16 protein-coding genes and 1 tRNA gene are annotated in these 17275 nt (G+C 71.1%); 8 read left to right on the forward strand and 9 right to left on the reverse strand.

The features are described 5' to 3' along the window. Positions 1-48: 48 nt before the first annotated feature. From ASD90_RS15665 to ASD90_RS15700, 8 genes are all read right to left on the reverse strand, one after another. Positions 49-1230, reverse strand: coding sequence for an O-succinylhomoserine sulfhydrylase (locus ASD90_RS15665; RefSeq protein ID WP_056758504.1), 1182 nt, complete (start codon positions 1228-1230; stop codon positions 49-51). Continuing rightward, positions 1227-1640 (reverse strand): rhodanese-like domain-containing protein, encoded by a 414-nt coding sequence (locus tag ASD90_RS15670; protein ID WP_056758507.1) that lies wholly within the window; start codon positions 1638-1640, stop codon positions 1227-1229. The genes ASD90_RS15665 and ASD90_RS15670 overlap by 4 nt, the downstream gene beginning before the upstream one ends. 24 nt (positions 1641-1664) lie before the next feature. Continuing rightward, the gene (locus tag ASD90_RS15675) at positions 1665-2663 is read right to left on the reverse strand and encodes a reverse transcriptase-like protein (protein WP_056758510.1); all 999 of its coding nucleotides are present in this window, start codon (positions 2661-2663) and stop codon (positions 1665-1667) included. Further along, positions 2660-3310 carry a zinc ribbon domain-containing protein gene (locus ASD90_RS15680; RefSeq protein WP_369793614.1) on the reverse strand — a complete coding sequence of 217 codons (651 nt, stop codon included), beginning with the start codon at positions 3308-3310 and terminating at the stop codon, positions 2660-2662. Before ASD90_RS15680 ends, ASD90_RS15675 begins: the two co-directional genes overlap by 4 nt. An 86-nt stretch (positions 3311-3396) precedes the next feature. Further along, positions 3397-4287 (reverse strand): Nif3-like dinuclear metal center hexameric protein, encoded by an 891-nt coding sequence (locus tag ASD90_RS15685; RefSeq protein WP_056758960.1) that lies wholly within the window; start codon positions 4285-4287, stop codon positions 3397-3399. 1 nt (position 4288) lies between these two features. Continuing rightward, positions 4289-4361, reverse strand: a tRNA-Val gene (locus ASD90_RS15690). A gap of 34 nt (positions 4362-4395) precedes the next feature. Further along, complete coding sequence (locus ASD90_RS15695; RefSeq protein WP_082588776.1) at positions 4396-4923, reverse strand: peroxiredoxin; 528 nt, start codon at positions 4921-4923, stop codon at positions 4396-4398. A 115-nt stretch (positions 4924-5038) separates the two neighbouring features. After that, on the reverse strand, positions 5039-5455 hold the full coding sequence (locus ASD90_RS15700; RefSeq protein ID WP_056758514.1) for a DUF3052 domain-containing protein: 417 nt from the start codon (positions 5453-5455) through the stop codon (positions 5039-5041). Between the two features lie 296 nt (positions 5456-5751). Between ASD90_RS15700 and aceE the strand changes: the two genes are divergently transcribed. The 8 genes from aceE (at position 5752) to fabF (ending at position 16412) form a co-directional block, all read left to right on the forward strand. Beyond that, positions 5752-8523 carry a pyruvate dehydrogenase (acetyl-transferring), homodimeric type gene (aceE, locus tag ASD90_RS15705; protein WP_056758517.1) on the forward strand — a complete coding sequence of 924 codons (2772 nt, stop codon included), beginning with the start codon at positions 5752-5754 and terminating at the stop codon, positions 8521-8523. Positions 8524-8710: 187 nt separating this feature from the next. After that, the gene (gene argG / locus ASD90_RS15710) at positions 8711-10135 is read left to right on the forward strand and encodes an argininosuccinate synthase (protein ID WP_056758521.1); all 1425 of its coding nucleotides are present in this window, start codon (positions 8711-8713) and stop codon (positions 10133-10135) included. A 166-nt stretch (positions 10136-10301) separates the two neighbouring features. Continuing rightward, entirely contained in the window at positions 10302-11018 is a 717-nt protein-coding gene (locus ASD90_RS15715) for a class I SAM-dependent methyltransferase (RefSeq protein ID WP_056758523.1), read from the forward strand. Positions 11019-11118: 100 nt separating this feature from the next. Continuing rightward, complete coding sequence (locus tag ASD90_RS15720; protein WP_056758526.1) at positions 11119-12447, forward strand: CdaR family transcriptional regulator; 1329 nt, start codon at positions 11119-11121, stop codon at positions 12445-12447. Positions 12448-12493: 46 nt separating this feature from the next. Continuing rightward, positions 12494-13444, forward strand: a complete 951-nt coding sequence (locus tag ASD90_RS15725; protein ID WP_056758529.1) for an ACP S-malonyltransferase — start codon at positions 12494-12496, stop codon at positions 13442-13444. Between the two features lie 142 nt (positions 13445-13586). Then, positions 13587-14642 carry a beta-ketoacyl-ACP synthase III gene (locus tag ASD90_RS15730; protein WP_200958639.1) on the forward strand — a complete coding sequence of 352 codons (1056 nt, stop codon included), beginning with the start codon at positions 13587-13589 and terminating at the stop codon, positions 14640-14642. Between the two features lie 138 nt (positions 14643-14780). Beyond that, the gene (locus ASD90_RS15735; protein ID WP_020145270.1) at positions 14781-15029 is read left to right on the forward strand and encodes an acyl carrier protein; all 249 of its coding nucleotides are present in this window, start codon (positions 14781-14783) and stop codon (positions 15027-15029) included. Positions 15030-15161: 132 nt separating this feature from the next. After that, positions 15162-16412 (forward strand): beta-ketoacyl-ACP synthase II, encoded by a 1251-nt coding sequence (fabF, locus tag ASD90_RS15740; RefSeq protein ID WP_056758531.1) that lies wholly within the window; start codon positions 15162-15164, stop codon positions 16410-16412. Between the two features lie 34 nt (positions 16413-16446). On the opposite strand, the gene ASD90_RS15745 is transcribed toward fabF, so the two are convergent. Then, the gene (locus tag ASD90_RS15745) at positions 16447-17271 is read right to left on the reverse strand and encodes an LAGLIDADG family homing endonuclease (RefSeq protein ID WP_056758534.1); all 825 of its coding nucleotides are present in this window, start codon (positions 17269-17271) and stop codon (positions 16447-16449) included. Positions 17272-17275 lie beyond the last annotated feature (4 nt).

The raw sequence follows: 17275 nt of genomic DNA on the forward strand, positions 1-17275 counted from the left end.
ACGCCGTAGGCGGTGTGCGGCTGACCCCGAGGTGTGCCGACGCTCGGGTCAGCCGAGCGCGCGGCGGAGGTCGTCGACGAGGTCGCGGACGTCCTCGAGGCCGACCGACACGCGTAGGACGCCGTCGGTGATGCCGACCGCGGCCCGCGCTTCGGGCGCCAGGCGGCGGTGCGTCGTCGTCGCCGGGTGGGTGATGAGCGACTTCGAGTCGCCGAGGTTGTTGGAGATGTCGATGATCTGCAGGGCGTTCATGAGCGCGAAGGCCTCGTCCTTGCCCCCGTCGAGCTCGAACGTCACGACCGTGCCACCGGCGAGCATCTGCCGCTTGGCGAGGTCGTGCTGCGGGTGCGACTCGAGGAAGGGGTGCACGACGCGGGTGACCTTGGGGTGCGACTCGAGGAAGCGAGCCACCTCGAGGGCGCTGTCGGCCATCCGCTCGACGCGTAGCGACATGGTCTCGAGGCCCTTGACGAGCACCCACGCGTTGAAGGGCGACATCGACGGGCCGGTGTGGCGCATGAGGTTCTGCACCGGGCCGTCGATGAACTCCTTAGGTCCGAGGACGGCGCCGCCGAGCGTGCGACCCTGGCCGTCGATGTGCTTCGTCGCGGAGTAGACGATGATGTCGGCGCCGAGGTCGAGCGGCTTCGAGAAGACCGGGGTGCCGAAGACGTTGTCGACGACGACCTTGGCGCCCGCGGCGTGGGCCAGCTCGGTGACGGCGGCGATGTCGACGAGCTCCTGCATCGGGTTGCTCGGCGTCTCGAAGAAGACGGCGGTGGTCGGCACGGAGAGCGCCTCACGCCACTGGTCGAGGTCGGCCCCGTCGACGAAGACGGTCTCGACACCCCAGCGCGGCAGGATCTCGTCGAGGATGACGAAGCACGAGCCGAAGAGGGCGCGGGACGAGACGACGCGGTCGCCCTGGCCGAGCAACGCGGCCAGCGCGACGAAGACGGCGGACATGCCGGAGCCGGTGGCGAAGCACGCCTCCGCGCCCTCGATCTGCCGCAGCCGCTCCTCGAACATCGCGACCGTGGGGTTGCCGTAGCGGGAGTAGACGAATCTGTCGACGTCACCCTTGAAGGCCGCCTCGGCGTCCTCGGCGGTGTCGTAGACGAAGCCGGACGTCAGGTAGAGCGCCTCGGAGGTCTCCTCGAAACCACTGCGGGACAAGCCTCCCCGCACGGCCAAGGTGTCAGGGCGCCACGGCTGGCTCGCGTCGCTCATCCCTGCACCCACGGCAGACCCGCGACCTTCCAGCCCGAGACCGAACGGTGGCGCTGCTCGTCGTGCGGCCCCTCGAAGCCCTCGACGACGTTGTGCGACCGGACCCACCCGCCACGCGTGGCGGCCTCGGCCGCCGCGACGGAGCGCACCCCGGAGCGGCAGAGGAAGTAGACGGGTGCCTCCTTGGGCACCCCGGCTGCCTCGAGCTCGGCGACGAAACGACCGTTGACCGCCCCGTCGGGGTAGGTCTGCCACTCGACGAGGACGACCTCCTTGCCGAGGTCGGCGAGGTCGGGCAGCCCGACGTAGGACCACTCCGCCCTCGTGCGCACGTCGACGAGCACCGCACCGGGCTCGTCGCGCAGGACCGTCCAGGCCTGCTCGGGGGTCACGTCACCGGCATAGCTCATGCCCCGAATATCGCACAGCGTCCGTCAGGCGAGATGGTCGGTCCGATTGGTGAATGCCACCGACGCGGACCCGTTCTCCCAGACCTCGACCGCGGTGAGGCTGCCGGGCGCCGTCGCGACGGCCCAGAAGCGCTCCACGGGCGTGCCGAGCACGTCGGCGAGGACCGAGAGCACGCCCCGCCTGCTCGTCACCGCGACGACGGTGCCGCCTGACGCCGTGAGCGAGTGGTATGCCGTCCGCACCCTGTCGTCGGCCCCCTCGCCGGGTGCCTGGCCGGACCAGTCACCCGCCGTGTGCGGCTCGACCTCGAGAGCCGCGGCGAGGTCGGCCGCCATGCGCGTGGCAAGGTCGTCGTCGGCACCGACGACGCTCGTGCCGGGCCCGACGAGGCGCCGGACGGCCGTGACGATGCGGGGCACCGCAGCATCGTCGAGCGGCGCCTGGACGAGCAGCAGCCGCAGGGGGCGGCTGCTCGTCGGGGTGGAGGCGACCTCTGAGTCACCTTGCGCCGGAAGGGAGCTCGACTCTCGATCGGCGTCGGAGCCGTCACCGGTCACGTTCGTCAGGATCCGGTGGACGCTCTTGCCGTCCATCGCGTCGTTGCTCAGCGCGTCGGCGTCCTTGTTCTTCTCGCGCGGGATCCACTCGAAGTCGACGCTGCCGCCGGCGTCGGAGATCTCGGCGCACAGGTCGCGGGCCTCGAGCGCGAGCCGGCGCATGTCCTCGTGCTTGATCTTCCAGCGGCCCGACATCTGCTCGACGACGAGCTTGGAGTCCATCTTGACGCGCACGGTGGCGCCGGGGTCGAGGTCGAGCACGGCCCGCAGCCCGGCGATCAGACCGGAGTACTCCGCCACGTTGTTGCTGGCCTTGCCCAGCGGCTCGGCCAGCTCGACGAGGACGCGGCCGTTCGCAGGGTCACGGACGAGGGCGCCGTAACCGGCCACCCCCGGGTTGCCCCGTGAGCCGCCGTCGGCCTCGACGACGAGCCGGCGTCCCGACCCGCGAGACGCAGCGGTCACAGACCGGACTCGCCCGTACGGATCATGATGCGACGGCACTCCTCGCAGCGCACGACCTCGTCCTCCGGAGCGTTGCGGATGCGGGCAAGGTCGACGTTTCCGAGCTCGAGCCGGCACCCGCCGCAGCGGCGGTGGCGCAGCTCGGCGGCGGCCATGCCACCGCTGCTGGCGCGGATCTTCTCGTAGAGGGCGATGAGCTCGTCACCGACACCCGCGACGATGTCGGCCCGCCCGGAGCCCACCTTCTCGGCCTCGGCGTCGAGCGTCGAGATGGCGGCGGCGCGCTCGGACTCGAGGGTCTCGACGCGTTCGGCGAGCTCGACCCGGCGGCCCTCGAGCTCGGTGACCCGGGCCGTGAGCGACTCGGACCGCTCCATCACCTCCAGCTCGACGTCCTCGAGCTCGGCCTGGCGGCGCGCCAACGAGGTCAGCTCGTGCTGGAGTGCCTGGAGGTCCTTGGCGCTGCCCTGGCCCGCGTCGAGACGCGACTGGTTGCGCGCCGCACGGTCGCGCACGAGCTGGACGTCCTGGTCGGCCTTGGTCAGCTCGCGCTGGACGTCGCCGGCGGCGGTGCGGGCGTTGACGATCTCCGTCTCGAGCGCCCCGAGCTCACGCCGGGCCGCCTCGACCGCCGGGGTCTGCGGCAACGTCGCCTTCGCGTGCCTGATCTGGTCCAGACGGGTGTCGATCGCCTGCAGGTCGAGCAGGCGCCACTGGCGGGACGGGTCGGCTTTCAGGACACACCTCCGGTTTCGGGAGCCGCGCGGTCGGCCCGCGCGGCGTTCGCACCGACGACGAACGTCCACGGCTCGGTGCGGATGGCTGAGACTCTGGTCTCGACCCTAGTCGCTCCGGGCACGTGCTCCAGCGCCGAGAGCAGGCGCTCGCGTCCGCTCACGAGCCACAGCGACTCCGTGGCCCAGTGCCCGGCGTCGACGAGGTAGGGAGGCCCGCCACGGGCCTCCTCCCGAGCCTCCAGGACGGGGTGGTGGCGCAGGTCCGCCGTCACGTAGACGTGGGCCCCGCTCGCGCGCACGTCGTCGAAGCGGTCGTCGCCCGATCCGCCCATGACGGCGACCGTGGAGACCAAGCCCTTGGGATCACCGCTCACCCGGATGCCGCCGGCGGTGGCGGGCAGGACCGAGACGACGAGGTCGGCGAACTCGGCGAGCGTCATCGCGGAGGCGAGCTCGCCGACCCGACCGATCGCGTGGGCGCCCTCGCTCGACAGCGGGCGCTGCTCGCCCAGCCCGAGCGCGTCGGCGAGGACCGTCGAGACCCCGGGGACGGCGACGTCGGCGTTCGTGTGGCCCACCCACAGCGCGACACCGGCACGCACGAGGGCCGTCACGGATGCGCCCTTCGCCGACGACGTCGCGACCGAGTGGACCCCACGCAGCAGCAGCGGGTGGTGCGTCACGAGCAGGTCGGCGCCCCACTCGCGCGCCTCGTCGATGACGGCGAGGGTCGGGTCGAGCGCGAAGAGGATGCGGCGTACCGGCTGGTCGAGGTCACCCGTCACGAGGCCGACGCGGTCCCACTCGGCCGCGTCCCCGAGGGGGTAGAGGGACTCGAGCGCCGCGACGACGTCACGGAGGCTGAGGGCGGGGGCGGGGTCGTCCACGTGGGCCCGGCCGGGCTCGAACCGACGACACCCGCGGTGTAAACGCGGTGCTCTACCAACTGAGCTACAGGCCCTCACGTGCCGGCCGGGGTCACCGACGGGCGGCGGTCAGCCTACGGCATCGCGCTGGCTCGCGCGGAGCGTCGCGAGCGCCTCGCGGTAGGCCCTGAAGTCTCGGCCCTGGCCGATGCCTCGGACCTCGGTCCAGACGATCCGACCGGAGCGGTCGAGCAGGAACGTCCCCCGCAGCGCGAAGCCGTCCTCGTCGTCGAGGACGCCGTAGCGTCGCGCCACCTCGCCGTGCGGCCAGAAGTCCGACAGGAGCGGGAAGAAGTGGCCCTCGGCGTCGGCCCACGCGCGCAGGGTGTACATCGAGTCGCAGGAGATGGCGAAGACCTGGATGTCGTCGTCCTGGAAGTCCTCGAGCCCGTCGCGGATCTCGCGCAGCTCGCCGCGGCAGATGCCCGAGAACGCCGCCGGGTAGAAGACGACGACGGCGTTCTTCAGGTCGCGCACGGCCGAGAGGCTGACGTCGACGCCGTACTGGTCGACGAGGGTGAAGTCCGGCGCCAGCGCGCCCACACCCAGCGGGGCGGACGCCTGGACCGGGGACTCGGTCGGGTGCGCGTTCGTCATGGCGGCAAGTGTGACACCACCGCCCGAGTGCCCGCGTCACCCTGGACACCGGCCCGACGTCGGGCCCTCGGGTCACGGGGCATCACGGTGCCGTCAGTGTGCCCTCAGTGTGCCCTCAGCGGCGCGGACCCTTGGGTGGCATGAGGCGCGTGGCCGCCCAGTCGGCGGCGACGTTCACCTGTCCGCCGGTCGTCAGGCCGGCCGTCGAGGCGGCCTCCTCGACCTCGCTCGCGTCGACGTGTCCCGATCGGCCGGACTTCGGCGTCAGCAGCACGATGAAGCCCTGGTCGAAGAGCTTGGTCAGCCCGTCGACCATGAGGTCGACGAGGTCGTCGTCACCGTCGCGGTACCAGATGAGCACCCCGTCAGCGCCGTCGTTGAAGTCCTCGTCCTCGAGCTCTGTCCCGATGGCGTCCTCGAGCTCGAACCGCAGGTCGTCGTCGACGTCGTCGTCATAGCCGAACTCCTGGATGACCTGCCCCTTGGCAAATCCGAGCTTGCTGAAGGACGCCGCTCCCGCGGTCTCGCTCACTGTCACCGGTCCTCTCGATCGGTTGGTGCGTCGTGTCGCGGCGTGGGTGCCACGACATCAGTGCACTGGCTCCGACGCTATCGCGCAAGCCCGACCCGATGGGCGCAGAACGCGCGCGCCGCGCCCGAGGGAGCACACGGCATACCACCGGCTGGGACGGTGGCGGCGTCGAAGCGGGCGGTCCCGGTGCTGGACCCGAGTGTGACGGCCACCACGGTTTGGTAGAGGATGGGTGGGTGCAGCGCCGTGGCCGACCGGCCGCGGGCGCCGCCTCGCGACGAGAAAGGACCCACGACGTGGCATCCGAGGCCGGACCGATCCTCAACGGCATCCCCAGTCAGCTCCCGGACATCGACCCGGACGAGACGCAGGAGTGGATCGACTCCCTCGACGCCGTCCTCGACGAGAAGGGCCGGACGCGGGCGCGCTACATCATGCTCAAGCTCATCGAGCGTGCGCGTCAGCAGCAGGTCGGCGTCCCGTCCCTGACGGCGACCGACTACATCAACACGATCCCGCCAGAGCGCGAGCCGTGGTTCCCCGGCGACGAGGACGTCGAGCGCGAGATGCGCCGCTACATCCGCTGGAACGCCGCGATCATGGTCCACCGCGCCCAGCGTCCCGGCATCGGGGTCGGTGGCCACATCTCGACGTACGCGTCCGCCGCGACGCTCTACGAGGTGGGCATGAACCACTTCTTCCGCGGCAAGGACCACCCGGGCGGCGGCGACCAGATCTACTTCCAGGGCCACGCCTCCCCCGGCATGTACGCCCGCAGCTTCCTCGAGGGCCACCTCACCGAGGCGCAGCTCGACGGCTTCCGCCAGGAGAAGAGCCACGTCGTCGACGGCGCCGTCCAGGCCGTGCCGTCCTACCCGCACCCGCGGCTGCTCCCCAACTACTGGGAGTTCCCGACGGTCTCGATGGGCATCGGCCCGATGAACGCGATCTACCAGGCGCAGTTCAACAAGTACCTCCACAACCGCGGCATCAAGGACACCAGCCAGCAGGACGTCTGGGCCTTCCTCGGCGACGGCGAGATGGACGAGCCCGAGTCGCGCGGCCTGCTCCAGCTCGCGGCCAACGAGGAGCTCGACAACCTCAACTTCGTCATCAACTGCAACCTGCAGCGACTCGACGGCCCGGTCCGCGGCAACGGCAAGATCATCCAGGAGCTCGAGGCGTTCTTCCGCGGCGCCGGCTGGAACGTCATCAAGGTCGTGTGGGGCCGCGGCTGGGACCCGCTGCTCGCCGCCGACCGCGACGGTGCGCTCGTGCACATCATGAACCAGACCAGCGACGGCGACTACCAGACCTTCCGTGCCAACGACGGCAAGTACGTCCGCGACCACTTCTTCGGACGCGACCCGCGCACCGCCAAGATGGTCGAGGACTGGACCGACGAGCAGGTCTGGTGGGACCTCAAGCGCGGCGGCCACGACTACCGCAAGGTCTACGCGGCCTACCAGGCGGCGCGCCAGCACACGGGGCAGCCGACCGTCATTCTCGCCAAGACCATCAAGGGCTACGGCCTCGGCTCGCACTTCGCGGGCCGCAACGCCACGCACCAGATGAAGAAGATGACGCTGGACGACCTCAAGACCTTCCGCGACAGCCTGCGCATCCCGATCACCGACGAGCAGCTCGAGGCCAACCCCTACCAACCGCCGTACTACCACCCGGGTGCCGACAGCGAGGTCATCAAGTACTCCGTCGACCGCCGCCAGAAGCTCGGTGGCACGCTGCCGAGCCGCCGCGTCGACTTCGAGCCGGTCAAGCTGCCCGGAGACGAGGCGTACGCCCAGGTCAAGAAGGGGTCGGGCAAGCAGGAGGTCGCCACGACGATGGCGTTCGTCCGCCTGCTCAAGGACCTGCTGCGCGACAAGGAGTTCGGCCCTCGCATCGTGCCGATCATCCCGGACGAGGCGCGCACGTTCGGCATGGACGCGTTCTTCCCGACGATCAAGATCTACAACCCCAACGGGCAGAACTACACGCCGGTCGACGCCGAGCTCATGCTCGCCTACCGCGAGAACGTCAGCGGCCAGATCCTGCACCTCGGCATCAACGAGGCGGGCTCGCTCGCGGCGTTCACGGCCGCCGGCACGTCCTACGCCACGCACGGCAAGCCGATGATCCCCATCTACGTCTTCTACTCGATGTTCGGCTTCCAGCGCACGGGCGACTCGATCTGGGCGGCCGCCGACCAGATGACCCGCGGCTTCCTCATCGGCGCCACGGCCGGTCGCACGACCCTGACCGGTGAGGGCCTGCAGCACGCCGACGGGCACAGCCCGCTCCTCGCGTCGACGAACCCCGCAGTCGTGCACTACGACCCGGCGTACGCCTACGAGGTCGCGCACATCATGCAGGACGGCCTCAAGCGGATGTACGGCGAGGGCAACACGCCCGAGGAGTCGAACCTCATCTACTACCTCACCGTCTACAACGAGCCGATCCAGCAGCCCAAGGAGCCCGAGGGCGTCGACGTCGAGGGCATCCTGCGCGGCATGCACCGCATCTCGCAGGCCGACACCACGGGCTGGACGCACGAGGCGCCGCGCGCCCAGCTGCTCGGCTCGGGCGTCGGTGTCCCGTGGGTGCTCGAGGCGCAGCAGCTGCTCGCCGACGACTGGGGGGTGGCCGCCGACGTGTGGTCGGTGACCTCGTGGAACGAGCTGCGCCGTGACGGCCTCGCGGCCGACAACCAGGAGTTCCTCAGGCCCGAGGGCCCGCCGATCAAGCCGTGGGTCACCCAGTGCCTCGAGGGCACCGAGGGCCCGGTCGTGGGCGTGTCCGACTACATGCGGGCCGTCCAGGACCAGATCCGCGAGTGGGTCCCCGGCACCTACGCCACCCTGGGCGCCGACGGCTTCGGCTTCTCCGACACCCGCGCTGCGGCCCGTCGCTTCTTCAAGATCGACGGCCCCTCGGTCGCGGTGCGCACGCTGCAGCTGCTTGCCAAGGAGGGCAAGGTCGACGCCGACGTCCCGCGCCGCGCGGCCGAGAAGTACCAGCTCGACGACGTCACGGCCGGCACGTCGGGCAACGCGGGCGGCGAGAGCTGACCCTCCCCCGCTGACGTATGCCGTGTGGCCCGGTCCCTGCCCAGGGGCCGGGCCGCACGCATACCCCCTGGTCACGGCCACCGCCTCAGCAGACTGATCCGCAGCCTGTTCTCGTCCGGATCTGTCGGCCGATCAGTCTGCCTGCGCGATTGGATAGGTATGCGTGGCTGTGCATATACTTACATCCATGTCCAAGGTCCTGACCTCGCTCCCCGTCGGTGAACGTGTCGGCATCGCCTTCTCCGGCGGCCTCGACACCTCTGTTGCTGTTGCCTGGATGCGTGAGAAGGGCGCGGTCCCGTGCACCTACACGGCCGACCTCGGGCAGTACGACGAGCCCGACATCGACTCCGTCCCGGGCCGGGCCGGCCAGTACGGCGCCGAGATCAGCCGCCTCGTCGACTGCAAGGCCGCCCTCGTCGAGGAGGGCCTGTCCGCCATCGTCTGCGGCGCCTTCCACATCCGCAGCGGCGGCAAGACGTACTTCAACACGACCCCGCTCGGCCGCGTCGTCACCGGCACCCTGCTCGTGCGCGCCATGCAGGACGACGGCGTCTCCATCTGGGGCGACGGCTCGACCTTCAAGGGCAACGACATCGAGCGCTTCTACCGCTACGGCCTCATGGCCAACCCGCACCTGCGCATCTACAAGCCGTGGCTCGACGCCGACTTCGTCACCGAGCTCGGCGGCCGGCACGAGATGTCCGAGTGGCTCACGGCGCGCGAGCTGCCCTACCGCGCCTCCGCCGAGAAGGCGTACTCCACCGACGCGAACATCTGGGGCGCCACCCACGAGGCCAAGACGCTCGAGTTCCTCGACGAGTCGATCGAGGTCGTCGAGCCGATCATGGGGGTCAAGTTCTGGGACCCCTCGGTCGCGATCGAGACCGAGGACGTCACGGTCCGCTGGGAGCGCGGCCGGCCCGTCGCCGTCAACGGCCAGGAGTACGCCGACGCCGTCGCCCTCGTCGACGCGGCCAACACGATCGGAGGGCGCCACGGCCTCGGCATGAGCGACCAGATCGAGAACCGCATCATCGAGGCCAAGTCGCGCGGCATCTACGAGGCCCCGGCGATGGCGCTGCTCCACATCACGTACGAGCGCCTGCTCAACGCGATCCACAACGAGGACACGATCGCCAACTACCACGCCGAGGGCCGCAGGCTAGGTCGCCTTCTCTACGAAGGCCGTTGGCTCGACCCGCAGTCGCTGATGGTGCGCGAGTCGCTCCAGCGCTGGGTCGCGTCGGCCGTCACCGGCGAGGTCACGATCCGCCTGCGCCGCGGGGACGACTGGTCGATCATCAACACCGCCGGGCCCGCCTTCAGCTACCACCCGGAGAAGCTCTCGATGGAGCGCACCGAGGACGCCGCGTTCGGTCCCGTCGACCGCATCGGCCAGCTGACGATGCGCAACCTCGACATCGCCGACTCCCGCGCCAAGCTCGAGCTGTATGCCGCCCAGGGCCTGCTCGGTGCCGACGCGCACGAGCTCGTCGGCGAGCTCACCCCCGGTGGTGCGGCCGCGATCTCGGCCAACCCGGCCGTCGTGGGGCTCGACGAGCAGGACGACGCGCTCGACCGCGCCGCCATGGAGTTCGGCACCGACTGACCGGCGTCCCGTCGCCAGTCCGGTGGAGGTGATCGCGGCCGCCACCCGGCTGCCGGGATCACCTCGACCGGTGGCGGGGCGCTCGCGTCGGTCGCGTCGAGCTGACCCACGCACCCCTCGGCGGCCCCGGGGTTCCCTCCGTTGGCCGTCGCTAGGGTGTCGGGTCATGGACTCGACCAGCCACCTCACCGAGAGCGACCACGTCGCCGGGCAGTACGCCTCCACCGACAACCTCCGCACGCGTCGGAGCGTGTGGGGCCCCGGCCCGGAGGGCGTGTCTCCCGTGGACGTCCTGCGGACGCTCGTGCTGTCCTCCCGGCCGAGGCGAGTCATCGAGATCGGCTGCGGCACAGGCCAGTTCGCCCGCTCGATCCTTGACCAGGAGCCGAACATCGACTACGTCGCGACCGACCTCTCGCCGGCGATGGTGGAGGCCGCCCGTGCGCTGGGCGTCACCGCTGAGGTCGCCTCCTCGGACGTGCTGCCCTTCGGCGACGGCACGTGCGACGGCGCCGTCGCGGCCTGGATGCTCTACCACGTGCCCGACCTCGACGGCACCCTGCGCGAGCTGCGCCGGGTCCTGCGCGACGGCGGCACGCTCCACGTCGCGACGAACGGCCGCGAGCACCTCTCCGGCCTGCTCCGGGAGGCCGGCGGAGAGCCCCTCGTCACCCAGTTCATGTCGGAGAACGCCGCCGAGGTGCTCGGCCGGCACTTCGAGCACGTCGCCCAGCGGGACGTCGAGACCCGCGCGACCTTCGCCGACCACGCGGCCGCGAGCGCCTACCTCGCGACCTTCTCGCCCGAGCTGGCGCAGTCGCTCCCCCACTTCGAGGGCCCGCGGACGTATGCCGGCCACACCGCCGTCCTGTCGGCGCACTGACACCGCGCGTCCCGAGCGGACCCCGTCGGCGGACCATGGCTGACGACCGCTTTGTGAGCGGCATACAAAGTCCGGGTGGGCGGAGACCTAGGCTGGCCCCGTGAGCGGACGGCGGCAGCACCCGAGCGAGGCGACCTCGCGCGCCGTCGAGCGCAGCGCCGGCGAGCTCGCGACCCTGGCGTCGCAGCGCATGGAGGAGCACCTGCGGTGGTACCGCGACCTCTCGGCGGAGGAGCGGTCGCAGGTCGGGCTCGTCGCCCAGGCCGGCATCTCGCAGTTCATCGCGTGGTTCCACCAGGAGGAGAGCCACCCGCCGTCGGCGATCTCGATCTTCGCGAACGCGCCGCAGGAGCTGACCCGCTCGGTGAGCCTGCGCCAGACGCTCGACCTCGTGCGCACCGTCGTCGACGTCGTCGAGTCGCGCGTCGAGGGCCTCGCGGCCCCCGGCGACGAGCAGCTGCTACGCGAGTCGGTGCTGCGCTTCTCGCGCGAGATCGCCTTCGCTGCGGCGGAGGTCTATGCCGGCGCGGCCGAGGCCCGGGGCGCGTGGGACGCCCGGCTCGAGGCGCTCGTCGTCGATGCCGTGCTCCGCGGCGAAGCGGACGACTCCATGCAGTCCCGGGCCAGCGCGCTCGGCTGGGGCGAGCTCGCCGACGTGACGTTCGTCGTCGGCAGCACCCCGACGGCGACCGGCGGGGCGGTCCCTGCGGTCGACGACCTGCGCCGGGCCGTACGCCAGCACGGGGTCGAGGCACTGGCCATCGTCCAGCGCTCGCGGCTCATCGCGATCCTCGGCGGCACCCGTGAGGCTCCTCGCATCGTGGAGGCCGTGGCCGACTGCTTCGGACCGGGCCCGATCGTGCTCGGACCCACGGTCCCCCACCTCTTCGCCGCCGGCCGCTCGGCGCGCGCCGCCCTGAGCGGGCTGGCGGCCGCACCGGCGTGGCCCGACGCGCCACGCGTGCTCGAGTCGGACGCCGTGCTCCCCGAACGTGCCCTGGCCGGCGACCCCCCGGCTCGGCGCATCCTCGTCGACCGCATCCACCGGCCGCTCGCCGGCGGCGGTCATGCGCCCCTGCTCCAGACGGCGACGGCCTATCTCGAGAGCGGCGGGTCGCTGGAGGCGACCGCGAGGGTGCTCTTCATCCACCCCAACACCGTGCGCTACCGGCTCGGCCGCATCTCCGACGTCACGGGCTACGACCTGACGACGCCACGCGAGGCGTGGGCCGTGCGCATAGCGCTCGCCCTGGGCCGGCTCGCGGCGACGCCGACGGGCCCGGCCACGGCCGCGTCGCCAGCCGGCGGCGCGGGGTCGTCGGGCGACGCTGGACCGGGCGCCCTGTCACGGACCCCTCGCCTGCGCCCACGCACGACCGATCGTTCTCCCTTGGAGGAAACCTCCAAACTATCCCCCACGACTTCGTGACATTCGGTGGCGAGGTCCTCACCGGTAACCGGGAAAGGTTGACCCCGTGCTAGCGATCGTCTGCCCTGGACAGGGCTCCCAGACCCCCGGCTTCCTCGCCCCGTGGCTCGAGCTCGACGGCGTGCGTGAGCAGCTGACCGCCCTCGGCCGGGCCGCCGGCCACGACCTCGTCGCGCACGGTACCGAGTCCGACGCCGAGACGATCAAGGACACCGCCGTCGCGCAGCCCCTCATCGTCGCGGCCGGTCTCGTGACGGCCTCGGCCCTCTTCGCGTCGCACGCCGAGCTCGCCGGCACGGGCGCCGTCCTGGCCGGCCACTCCGTCGGAGAGCTCACCGCCACCGCCCTCGCGGGCGTCGTCACCGACGAGCAGGCCATCTCCCTCGTCGCGACCCGCGGCCGGGCCATGGCCGAGGCCAGTGCGGTCACCCCCACCGGCATGGCAGCCGTGCTCGGCGGCGACCCCGACGAGGTCCTGGCGGCGCTCGAGGCCCACGGCCTGACGCCCGCCAACATCAACGGCGCGGGCCAGGTCGTCGCCGCCGGCACCCTCGAGCAGGTCGAGGCGCTCCGCGGGGCACCCCCGGCCAAGGCGCGGGTCATCCCCCTCCAGGTCGCGGGCGCCTTCCACACCAGCCACATGTCCCCGGCCGTCGACGCGCTCGCCGCCGCGGCCGAGGACGTCACGCCCTCGGCGCCGACCCTGCGCCTGCTGTCGAACGCCGACGGGGCCACCGTGGCCGACGGACCCGACGCCCTCGACCGCCTCGTCCGCCAGGTGAGCAACCCCGTGCGCTGGGACCGCTGCATGGAGACGATGCTCGCCCTCGGCGTCACCGGGCTGGTCGAGCTCGCCCCCGCCGGCACCCTCGTCGGACTCGCCAAGCGGGCCATGCCCGGGGTCGAGACCCTCGCCGTGAAGACGCCCGACGACCTCGAGGCAGCGCGCACGCTCGTCGCGACCCACGCGACCCCTTCGACCGAGTCGGCACCTTGACGCACCCGATGACTGGCGCACCGACCCCGACAGGGGCACGCTCGTGGAGAGACCCCCGTCCGACGGAGACCCCGTCCGCACCGGACCTCTCCAGCGCCGCACCACGACCCACCTGAACCCTCACCCCTCGAGAAGGCCTCACGTGACATCCCCCAGCGCCACCGCGCCGACGCCCAAGGGCACCGGCACCCTTGCCGACACCGGCGCCGCGCGCCACTCGCGCATCCTGGGTGTGGGCGCCTACCGCCCGGCCCGCGTCGTCATGAACTCCGAGATCGTCGACAAGATCGACTCGAGCGACGAGTGGATCCGCGAGCGGTCCGGCATCATCAGCCGCCACTACGCCGCCGACGACGAGAGCGTCATCGACATGGCGGAGGCGGCCTCCCGCCAGGCGCTCGAGCACGCGGGCATCGCGCCCGAGCAGATCGGCTTCGTCCTCGTCGCCACGGTCACGCACCCCTACCAGACTCCAGCCGCGGCCCCGGAGCTCGCGTCGCGGCTCGGCTCGACGGCCCCGGCTCTCGACATCTCCGCCGCGTGCGCCGGCTACTGCTACGGCGTCGCCATGGCCAGCGACATGGTCAAGGGCGGCTCGGCCGACCACGTCCTCGTCGTCGGCGTCGAGAAGCTCAGCGACTTCACCGACCCCTACGACCGCGGCAGCGCGTTCATATTCGGCGACGGTGCCGGTGCCTGCGTCATCGGACCGAGCGACACCCCGGGCATCGGCCCGACGGTGTGGGGCTCGGACGGCACGCAGCGCGACGCCATCACGCAGAAGCAGGCCTGGACCGACGTCCGCGAGTCCTGGCAGTCCGCCCAGGCCGACAAGAACGTGTGGCCCGCGATCGGCATGGCCGGCCAGACGGTCTTCCGCTGGGCCGTCTGGGGCATGGCCCCGGTGGCGCAGCAGGCGATCGACAAGGCCGGCATCAAGGCCGACGACCTCGACGCCTTCATCCCGCACCAGGCGAACATCCGCATCATCGACGCGATGGTCAAGCAGCTCAAGCTGCCGGGCGACATCCCCGTGGCCCGCGACATCGTGACCACCGCCAACACCTCGGCGGCCTCGATCCCGATCGCGACGACGCGGATGCTCGCGGAGAAGGAGATCCCGAGCGGCGGCCTGGCGCTGCAGATCGGCTTCGGGGCCGGTCTGGTGTATGCCGCGCAGGTCGTCGTGCTGCCCTGAGCACTCCCAGCACGGGCAGTCCCAGCACTCCCGCCGGTCCCGACGGGTCATTCGGGCCACGGAATGCCATCCACGACGGATGACAGCCCCGAGCACCACCGCCAGCACGAACCGCCAACACGAACAAGGAGCAGACAGATGGCTCAGTCCGAGCAGGAGATCCTCGAGGGTCTTGCAGAGATCGTCAACGAGGAGACCGGCCTCGACACCGCGTCCGTCGAGATGGACAAGTCCTTCACCGAGGACCTCGACATCGACTCCCTCTCGATGATGACGATCGTCGTCAACGCCGAGGAGAAGTTCGGCGTGCGCATCCCGGACAGCGAGGTCAAGAACCTCAAGACCGTCCGCGACGCCGTCACCTTCATCGCCGGCGCGCAGTCCTGATGCACCCGGTCGGCGCCCGGCACCACCGGGCGCCGGCCGAGCCGCAACGCCGGCACACCCGCGGCACCGCACTCCCGTCACACCCACCCCTCGCACCACACCACCCCACTCGACCCAGAGGAGCACGTCACCATGACGTCCAATCGCGACCGACGCGTCGTGGTCACCGGTCTCGGAGCCACCACGCCCCTGGGCGGTACCGCCACGGAGACGTGGGAGGCCCTGCTCGCCGGCCGGTCCGGCGCCCGCACGATGGACTTCGACTGGGTCGCCAAGTACGAGCTCCCCGTCACGTTCGCGGCGACGATCGCCACCCCGCCGATCGACGTGCTCGCCAAGGTCGAGACGCGCCGTCTCGACCCCTCGAGCCAGTACGCCCTCATCGCGGCCCGTGAGGCGTGGGCCGACGCCGGCGCCCCCGAGATCGACCCCGAGCGCCTCGGCGCCGCGATCGGGTCCGGCATCGGCGGCGTGTGGACCCTGCTCGACCAGTGGGACGTGCTGAAGGAGAAGGGCCCCCGGCGCGTCTACCCGCTGGCGGTCCCGATGCTCATGCCCAACGGGCCCGCCGCAGCCGTGTCGCTCGACCTCGGCGCCCGCGCCGGGGCCCACACGACGGTCAGCGCGTGCGCGTCCGGCGCAGAGAGCATGGGCTACGCCATCGACATGATCCGCACCGGCCGGGCCGACGTCGTCGTCGCCGGCGGCACGGAGGCCGCCGTCCACCCGCTGCCCATCTCGGGGTTCGCCGCGATGCAGGCGCTCTCGACGCGCAACGACGACCCGGCCCGGGCCTCGCGGCCCTACGACACCGGGCGCGACGGCTTCGTTCTCGGTGAGGGTGCAGCGGTCATCGTCCTCGAGTCAGAGGAGCACGCCCGCGCCCGGGGTGCCCGCATCTACGCCGAGCTGGCGAGCGTCGGCATGTCGGCCGACGCCCACCACATCACGGCCCCCGAGCCCAACGGCTCCGGCGCGAGCCGCGCGATGCTGTATGCCGTCGAGCGGGCCGACCTGTCACCGACCGACATCATCCACATCAACGTGCACGCCACCTCGACCCCCGTGGGCGACGTGGCCGAGTACAACGCAATCAAGCGAGCCTTCGGCGACCACACCGAGAACATGTCGGTGACGGCGACGAAGTCGATGACCGGGCACCTGCTCGGCGCGGCGGGCGCACTCGAGGCGGTCATCACGATCCAGTCGATCTACCACCGGCTCGTGCCGGCGACGATCAACCTGGACGACCAGGACCCCGAGATCCCGCTCAACGTCGTCACGGGCGAGCACCAGAAGCTGCCCGACGGCGACATCGCGGCCCTGAACAACTCGTTCGGCTTCGGCGGCCACAACGTCGCCCTGGCGGTCCGCAGCATCTGACTCATCGCCACGCCGGAACCAGAGTCCTGACTGCTCAAGGGTGGTCAGGACTCTGGTGTCCGTTCGTGATGCCGTGCCGGAGGCGCCATCGGCGCACGGATACCGACTTCATGGTGCGCCCGAGGATCTCCGCGGCCTCGGCAAGTGGGTGTGAGAACAGCAGCTCGTCCTGGGCCGCCGTCCACTTCTCCCGCTTGACGCCGTAGCGACCGGCCTTCTCGGGCGGGGGCTTCCACGCTGCGACCTCGGCCGCGGCGCTCGCCTTTCGAGCCATGACCGGCCAGTCCCCCGCCTGCCAGCAATGCCCTGCCATCAGCGTTGCGGACACGTTGGTCACCATCACGTTGAACACTCCGTCACGGGTGTTCCGCTGTGTCGAGCGTCTTACGCGGCAGACCTGCCAGACCTGGTCCTCGAAGAACCGCGCCATGGGCTCTGATGCGGTCACCAGGCTCACGAACGGAGCACCCGTCCGCGTGAATCCCACCGACCCATCTCCATCGAGCACTCCCCGCAGATATGCCCTCGACACCAAGCCGCACTCTTTCGGTGGCGCCACGTCGAGCGACTTGGGTCCCGGGCGCATACCCAGTCTCGCAAGTTCGATCCGCACGGCCTGGTCGGAGAACAGGAGCTGGTAGCTGACGTAGTCGTCGGCGAAGTTGGTGCGACGCCGACGACGCTTGAGAGCCGAGTAGCAGGGGATGACTCGCCTGATCTCATGCAGGACGTCGACATCGCGCTCGTGCAGCTCGATGCCAACCTTGCCCTTGTGGTCGACGCACCCCGAGTGCCATCCGTCCGTGTGCAGCAGTCCGAGCAGATAGGAAACCTCGGGTCGGGACGGATCGAGCAACATGACC

Origin of the sequence: Terrabacter sp. Root181 (assembly GCF_001428505.1) — a bacterium.
Lineage (GTDB): Bacteria > Actinomycetota > Actinomycetes > Actinomycetales > Dermatophilaceae > Terrabacter.

Coding starts and splice junctions, on each gene's coding strand:
- ASD90_RS15735 (WP_020145270.1), top strand. CDS start 14,781: ATGGCTCAGTCCGAGCAGGAGATCCTCGAGGGTCTTGCAGAGATCGTC.
- ASD90_RS15745 (WP_056758534.1), bottom strand. CDS start 17,271: ATGTTGCTCGATCCGTCCCGACCCGAGGTTTCCTATCTGCTCGGACTG.
- fabF (WP_056758531.1), top strand. CDS start 15,162: ATGACGTCCAATCGCGACCGACGCGTCGTGGTCACCGGTCTCGGAGCC.
- ASD90_RS15670 (WP_056758507.1), bottom strand. CDS start 1,640: ATGAGCTATGCCGGTGACGTGACCCCCGAGCAGGCCTGGACGGTCCTG.
- ASD90_RS15665 (WP_056758504.1), bottom strand. CDS start 1,230: ATGAGCGACGCGAGCCAGCCGTGGCGCCCTGACACCTTGGCCGTGCGG.
- argG (WP_056758521.1), top strand. CDS start 8,711: ATGTCCAAGGTCCTGACCTCGCTCCCCGTCGGTGAACGTGTCGGCATC.
- ASD90_RS15715 (WP_056758523.1), top strand. CDS start 10,302: ATGGACTCGACCAGCCACCTCACCGAGAGCGACCACGTCGCCGGGCAG.
- ASD90_RS15695 (WP_082588776.1), bottom strand. CDS start 4,923: ATGACGAACGCGCACCCGACCGAGTCCCCGGTCCAGGCGTCCGCCCCG.